A 4,925-nucleotide genomic window follows, 5' to 3' on the forward strand; every position below is an offset into this window, starting at 1 on the left:
CCCTGGAGATAACAGGCTTTTGAACGTGAGAGATCGTCATCCGATAGCAATCGGATGACGACTCTTTTATTGAAATTAGAAAGATCCTTCACTGCGTTCAGGATGACAGCGTAAAATAAATGGCCCTGCTACCCAATTTCCAAAACGATTACCTGATCGGGCTCTGCACTATTTAAAGTTGTAGTAATACTTAATGTTGATTTTTTAAAGGTATAATTTACCGGACTTTTATCTTTTAGTAAATATGCCTTTTTGATTTTCTTTACCGGAACATTTTCTAAGTTAAGCGTTGCCGTTTTTCCGTCAACAAGGTGGATATAAACTTTGTTGTCGCTTTGCGTAATGCTTCCCCAGGCCTGCGGTTTTATAAATCCTGCTTGAGTACCGTAAATACTTTCACCGTAAATTTTAAACCAATCGCCCAAACCGGCTAACCGGTCTTGAAACTCTGGTTGAATTTTACCACTCGGCATTGGCCCGATGTTCAGTAAAAGATTAGACCCTAAACTTGCTGCTTTAACCAACATATGCACCAGTTCTTTATTCGATTTATAATAGGTATCGCTCAAATTATATCCCCACGAATTTGAAATGGTTTCGCAGGTTTCGAGTGGTAGTTTATCTGATGCCTTTTGAAAACTTAAGCCTGATTTATTTTCACCAGGAAGATCGCGTTCGAACATTTGAAAATCTTCTCCGGCAAAGGGTGTAAGGTGGTGATTGTTACCAATCATGCACTGTGGCTGAAGTTTGTGGATTAAACCATAAATTTCATTGTATTTCCAATCAATCCGTGATGTCCTGTCTTTCGATCCTTCTGGTTCAGTCTGATCCCAATGCCCGTCGAACCAGATTCCGCCTATTTCACCATAATTGGTCAACAACTCTGTTAATTGGTTTTTCATGAACTGCAAATAGCTTGCATAATTACCTTTGCCCGTTCTACCTGAGTTCTGTCCGGTACGGCCAGTTTCGTGCGGATAATCTTCTCTTCGCCAATCTAACAACGAATAATACAGGTATAGTTTTATGCCTTGCTTATGGCACTCATCGGCCATCATTTTTACGATATCTTTTTTGTAGGGCGTATTCATGATATTGAAATCAGAATATTTGGTATCCCACATGCTAAAACCATCATGGTGCCTGGTAATCAGCGTAATGTATTTCATTCCCGCATTCTTCGCCATGCTCACCCATTGTTCGGCATTAAACTCAACAGGGTTAAAAAAATCTTTAAGGTTGGTATAATTATGAACATTCAACTTTCGTTCGTTCATTACCCATTCGCCGCTCCCTGGTACACTAAAAGGTCCCCAGTGGATAAATAAGCCAAAACGGGCATCGTTAAACCATGCTCTTTGTTTTAAATTAGAGGCTGCAGGGGTATAATCCTGGGCTTTTAATTGAAGGGCGATTAATAGCACAAAGCATATTAGGGCTAATTTCTTCATAGGGATAGCGGTATAGTTTGTTTAGTCTATTGATGCGGTGGCTTTGGTCGGTTTTCCAATCACCTTATAATTTCCATCGCCTTTTAAAATGGCCAGAATCTGCGATTGGTTGGTAAAAAGATTTTTTGCTGCAGCCAATTCTTTATCGTACTGGAAGCTCTGCTCAATTCTTCCCTTTTCGTAAAAATATCGGCTTACGATCTGTGTTTCTAAAACTCTTTTTATCTCTGCTTTATGGCTAAGCAGATCAGTTTTTTTAGAAGAGGTAAGTTTATATTTAAGATTCTCCAGATCGGTTTTAACCTCAGTAGATTTATTTTCCTTTTCGGCTTCTAAACGTAAATCGGAAAGCAACCTTTCGGTACGGCTTAGGTAGGTTAAATCTTTATCGGCCAAACTGCCAGAAAATGCAGCATAGTCCGCATCAGATAACTGGAAAGTTTTGGCTGAGGCCAAACTTGGTTTTTCTTTCCTGTATTGATTTGCGTAGTTAAAGAAAAGATTTTTGTTAAGCATTGAAATGGTAATCGGGCTGAGCTTTATGGCATCTACCACGATATCGGGATAAACTCCATTACCACTGTACACGTTTCTTCCTGCTTTGGTTTGGTACATTGCCATGGTCGAATCGGCAAAACGTTCGGCAACACCATCTGCATTTTTATGTGCATAATCTAATTTTTGGATGCACCTGCCTGATGGTGTATAATATTTTGCCACAGTTACTTTAACCAAGCTGTTATAGGGCAGGTTAAAGGTTTGCTGAACCAAGCCTTTGCCGTAACTACGTTGGCCAATTACAATGGCACGATCTAAATCCTGTAAAGAACCCGCAACAATCTCTGAAGCTGAGGCAGAATTTCCATTTACAAGCACGACTAACGGAACCGAGGTAGAAACCGGGGTTAAAAGTGTTTTATAGGCAATGGTTTTCTCTACATTTTTGCCTTTTTGAGTAACAATAAGCTGATCTTTATTCACAAAGAGGTTCACAATTTTAACCGCTTCCTGCAAAATACCCCCGCCATTGTTTCTCAAATCTAAAACCACACCTTTTGGATTTTCTTTTTGAATAGCCAACAGCGCATCCTTAACTTCCTGCCCAGAATTTTCAAGAAATTTATCGAGTTTGATGTAACCGATACCATCACCAACCATTCCTGAGTAAGAAACGTTAGGCTGTTTTATTTCATCACGGACAAGTTTTTTAGTGATTTCTTTTCCATCTCTGATCACTAACAAATCAACGGCTGTACCTTTAGGGCCGCGCAATAATTGGCTAACTTCTGAGCGGTCTTTTCCTTTTATAGCAGTCCCATTGATGCTCAGCACCTGATCGCCGGCTTTAATATCACTTTTATTTGCAGGATAACCTTCGCTTACTTCATTGATAAACAGTTTTCCATCGATAAAAACAGTGCTGGCACCAATACCTCCGTACTGTGTGCTCACATACTTCAGTTTGTAATCTTCAATCTCCGATTCTGGAACATATTCGGTATAGGGATCTAAACTATCCAGCATGGCATCAATCCCCGTTTTCATCAATTGGGGGGCATTGGTGTCATCAACATAATTGATATTGATTTCTTTATAGAGCGAAGCAAAAATATCCAGATTTTTAGATACCAGGAATAAATCTTCTTTAAATGAAAAAGACAAAACAGCCACGCCTAAGCCAGCTGCTAAAAGACCATATTTTAGTTTCTTCATTCCCTTATATATTTTAATTCCGAAGGGCAAGTTAAATGAAATACCGCTCTTTTTGGAAGGTTATTATTGATTAAGTACAAACGTAAATGTACAAAAACCGATAAATATTAAAAACAGCTTATTTGGGCTAAGCGTAAATTAAGCGTTACGCTAAAAAGAAGAGTATGCAAACAAAGATTTACTAAAGTCTGTTACCCTTGGTATCGGCAAGTGCTTTTTGAATGGTAAATTCGATGTAGGTGCGGTCGCGTTTTACCAAACGCATTAAATCTTCAATCAGTTGATCTTCTTTGCCTGGCGTAAAATCTAAAGGCTCGTTCGCCAGATCGCGATATTTCCTTAAGAACTTGGTTTTTACTTTAAATGCAGTTTCTGAAGTAAGTTGAAAATTAGCCATGGCATATTTTATTTGATGCAAAAGTAAAAAATATTTGCTCAGGTTAATACCTTTTTATGTGATGTGACAAAAAAAGTGGAGATTAGCGGATTCTTTTTGCACGATAATTGTGTTAAAAGCACGTTATAAAACCTAATCGGTATAAAAACCGCTTAATACAAATTTTTAAAAATGAAATCATAGCAGGTATCATTGACCGTTTATGGTTTTATAACCTTTAAAAAACAAATTAAACAACATGAAAAAAATCATCTTCTCTATTGTTTTCCTAACCTTGGGTTGGGCAACATCAAAGGCACAAACGTTTAACCTCGGGGTTAAAGCAGGCGTAAACTTAGCAAAGTTAAATGCAGATTTTGCAAGTGAAGAAAACCGTTTAGGTTATCAGATCGGTGCCTGGGCACGGATTGGTGGCGCTAGTTTTTATGTGCAACCAGAGGCTTACATTGGCAGCAAAGGCAATAAATTTATCAGCATTACGCAAGATAATGGGAATGAAGTTGCAGCTGAAGGGAAAGTAAAATTTACCACTTTAGATGTTCCTGTTTTATTGGGAACAAAATTTGGTGCTAAAAATTTAAACTTCCGCTTAATGGCTGGTCCGGTTATTTCATTTATCCTGGATGAAAATTCGTCGTTTAGTTCTGCTTATCAACAAGCAACCGATTTCGACAACTACAAAAACCAGGCACTAGGCCTACAGGCTGGTGCTGGTGTAGATGTGGGTAACATTTCGGTTGATTTACGCTACGAAGCCGGTTTATCCAACATCAGTAAAAGTGAAAAATACAGCCAAAAACCGAACTTGTTTCAATTGAGTTTAGGATTTAAAATTTTGTAAGGATTAATAAGCGCCAGATTACATTTCTCTGGCGCTCCTTTTAAATTCAGGTCTTTTAATCTATTCTGATCCCTTTCATAAAGACTTACCTTTGTCTGTTTTCTCTGTAAGTAAGATAGTGCGGATCGCTCTCCTTCCATAAATTTGTTCCAATAAACTGCTTATACTCGTAATGCCCGATAACATACTCAATAGGGTATTTGGTTTTCAGGCACCTAACCAGATTTTAGTTGGCCTGTAGCTGTTTAAACATAAGCACAAAACAAGCTCATTTTAAAACACTTAACATTGCAGCACTAAGCAATAAAGGGGCGATATTAAAATTAATACCGCCCCTTTATCTAAAAATCAAAAATACACTTAACGAATCAGATCAAAATCAAACCATCGTATTTTCGACACCTATAAAACACTATCCCATTTAATAAAAAGTGGTATAAAATGTTGTTGAAAAAGGATAGGTAGCATTACCTATTATCCCCCTTACGTATACTGTATACGCCCTACCTTTTGTTAAGGC

At 38.0% G+C, this 4,925-nt stretch carries 4 protein-coding genes; 1 reads left to right on the top strand and 3 read right to left on the bottom strand.

Features of this window, described 5'->3' with window-relative positions; all coding sequences use genetic code 11:
* Window positions 1-128 precede the first annotated feature (128 nt).
* The 3 genes from AW17_RS22895 to AW17_RS22905 all read right to left on the bottom strand — a co-directional run bounded on the left by AW17_RS22895 (window position 129) and on the right by AW17_RS22905 (window position 3,564).
* Window positions 129-1,454: an alpha-L-fucosidase gene (locus tag AW17_RS22895; RefSeq protein ID WP_029280575.1), complete on the bottom strand. Its 1,326-nt coding sequence runs from the start codon at window positions 1,452-1,454 to the stop codon at window positions 129-131.
* Window positions 1,455-1,475: 21 nt separating this feature from the next.
* Window positions 1,476-3,167, bottom strand: a complete 1,692-nt coding sequence (locus tag AW17_RS22900) for a S41 family peptidase (RefSeq protein WP_029280577.1) — start codon at window positions 3,165-3,167, stop codon at window positions 1,476-1,478.
* Between the two features lie 181 nt (window positions 3,168-3,348).
* Entirely contained in the window at window positions 3,349-3,564 is a 216-nt protein-coding gene (locus tag AW17_RS22905; RefSeq protein ID WP_029280579.1) for a hypothetical protein, read from the bottom strand.
* 238 nt (window positions 3,565-3,802) lie between these two features.
* On the opposite strand from AW17_RS22905, the gene AW17_RS22910 reads away from it, so the two are divergent.
* Window positions 3,803-4,405, top strand: a complete 603-nt coding sequence (locus AW17_RS22910; protein WP_029280581.1) for a porin family protein — start codon at window positions 3,803-3,805, stop codon at window positions 4,403-4,405.
* Window positions 4,406-4,925 lie beyond the last annotated feature (520 nt).

It is taken from the genome of Pedobacter borealis DSM 19626 (genome assembly GCF_000708285.2).
GTDB classification, from domain to species: domain Bacteria; phylum Bacteroidota; class Bacteroidia; order Sphingobacteriales; family Sphingobacteriaceae; genus Pedobacter; species Pedobacter borealis.

Excerpts from the sequence above, each read along its gene's own strand:
- AW17_RS22895 (WP_029280575.1), bottom strand. The coding sequence starts at position 1,454 with ATGAAGAAATTAGCCCTAATATGCTTTGTGCTATTAATCGCCCTTCAA.
- AW17_RS22900 (WP_029280577.1), bottom strand. The coding sequence starts at position 3,167 with ATGAAGAAACTAAAATATGGTCTTTTAGCAGCTGGCTTAGGCGTGGCT.
- AW17_RS22905 (WP_029280579.1), bottom strand. The coding sequence starts at position 3,564 with ATGGCTAATTTTCAACTTACTTCAGAAACTGCATTTAAAGTAAAAACC.
- AW17_RS22910 (WP_029280581.1), top strand. The coding sequence starts at position 3,803 with ATGAAAAAAATCATCTTCTCTATTGTTTTCCTAACCTTGGGTTGGGCA.